This window comes from Corynebacterium sp. HMSC08C04 (genome assembly GCF_001807495.1).
In the GTDB taxonomy this organism is placed as follows: Bacteria; Actinomycetota; Actinomycetes; order Mycobacteriales; family Mycobacteriaceae; genus Corynebacterium; species Corynebacterium simulans.
This window is the reverse complement of record NZ_KV789211.1, coordinates 1-625: the sequence shown is the minus strand read 5'-3', so window position 1 is coordinate 625 and position 625 is coordinate 1. Positions and strand designations below refer to the sequence as shown.

1 pseudogene is annotated in these 625 nt (G+C 53.8%); it reads right to left on the bottom strand.

From position 1 onward, the window contains the following. Positions 1-23 precede the first annotated feature (23 nt). A pseudogene (locus HMPREF3169_RS06595) lies at positions 24-506 on the bottom strand (recombinase family protein); the annotation flags it as partial. Positions 507-625 lie beyond the last annotated feature (119 nt).

Below are 625 nucleotides of genomic sequence, written 5' to 3'. Positions count from 1 at the left end.
CCCCGACGTGTCTACTTTCCGGGGGTCAGGCCCCGAGATTCTTCCTGGGCAAGACTACTCATGATGGTGATGAGTAGTTCGCCTTTAGAATCAAGGGTCCAGATGCTTTCTTTCTCGAAATACACCTCCACACCGGCTTCTTTTAGCTGTCGGACGGTGGTCAGGGAGTCGACGGTGTTACGAGCAAACCGCGAGACACTCTTGGTGAGGATCAGATCAATTTTCCCGGCTAACGCGTCGGCGATCATGGCTTGGAAGCCCTCACGGTGTTTGGTAGAAGTACCGCTAATGCCTTCGTCGGCATACATGCCAGCAAACACCCAATCAGCACGCGATTGGATGTGGACGGTGTAGTAATCGATTTGGGCTTGATAGCTGGTGGCTTGTTCTTCCATATCGGTGGACACCCTTGCGTAGGCTGCCACCCGGCGTTTGGAGCTAAAACCTGAAAGCGCGCTGTCGTGGATGCGTGTCTTGGTTGCTGGTATCGCGGTAACCGTAGCCACTGTTATTCTCCTTCCAGCTGGGCCAGCGCAATGACTGTCTGGCGCTGATCGTCATGGGTGAAGATCAACTTGTCTTTCATGACCGTGAAGCGTCCTGGGTTTAGTTCCTACCTCAGCTA